The organism is Endozoicomonas sp. SESOKO4 (genome assembly GCF_024606275.1).
The window spans coordinates 1-1030 of record NZ_JAHHPS010000063.1; the positions used below are offsets into that span (position 1 = coordinate 1).

The following is a 1030-nucleotide window of genomic DNA, read 5'->3' on the forward strand; positions in this document are numbered from 1 at the left end:
CCAGATAGCGGCCATCGGGGCTAAAAATGGCTGATCTGACCAAATGTTTATGGGTAATGATGGCTTTTTCTTTCCACGTGCCATCATCCTCCAGACCATAGATTTTCGCTGTTTTATCGCGACTGGCGGTTGCCAGATGTTGGCCATCGGGGCTGAAATGGGCTCCAAAGACTTTATCACCATGGGTAATTTCGAGTTTTTCTACTAACTCAAATTCTTTACACAGAGACATCAACTTACTGTTGGTGAAAAGTAACTGAACAGGGAAATGAATATTCTTTTGTTGTTTTATGAGTGACTCGATAGTGCCCGCATCAGCAAACGGCTTCAACCAAGCACGGAGTTGGTGCTCGTTTTTAGTCTTAATGGTGTTCTTTAGTTGATATTGGTGTGGTGAAGGAAACGGAGGAAACCGGCGACTCCATGCTCTTTCCAAAGCTTTTTCTGCTTTAACAAAATCGCGAAGATATTTGCATACCTTGGCTAAACAAATAATCTCCCGAAAACCCAAATAGCGGATGATCCTGAGTTTTGGTACGTCGGTCAAACAGAGGAATAAAGATTCATTGTTGTTATGTAAAGTAACGTCCCTGCCTGCACTGACACCCGTTGGTGCTTGCTCCAGTTGAGGTTGCGCAGGTCTTGTCGAGACGGGTTCGTCAATGCTCGAACTGCTTTTCATAGAGTCCATACTCGATTCGTTTATAGCTCCACATTCAGTATTTACCCTTACTTAGAAAGGACATTAAAAATTGATCAGGTCTGTTAGACTCGGCTTTAAAGCGGAAGTTCAAAATATTGAGGTCAGTGGAACCCGGGAAAAGAAGAGTTCTGATCCGTGAAAATGATAGAAAAAAGCTTTCTCATTGAGAGACCACTGTAAAATCGTCATCGGGTTCTCGACATAACCCTTGGTTCACAGTCCTTTGGAACCGTTTGTACATGCGGCGGTTAGCTGGGAAGTCTGGACAGAATGAGCTTTAAGGCTCCTTTGATTTCCACATTGTCAGCTTTCAACTCTACGATGTCT

General features: G+C 43.5%; 1 protein-coding gene. It reads right to left on the reverse strand.

Annotated elements, in window-relative coordinates; translation table 11 throughout:
• Positions 1 to 682 (reverse strand): WD40 repeat domain-containing protein (locus KDK16_RS01110; protein WP_257274297.1); only part of this gene is annotated, 682 nt, incomplete at its 3' end.
• Positions 683 to 1030 lie beyond the last annotated feature (348 nt).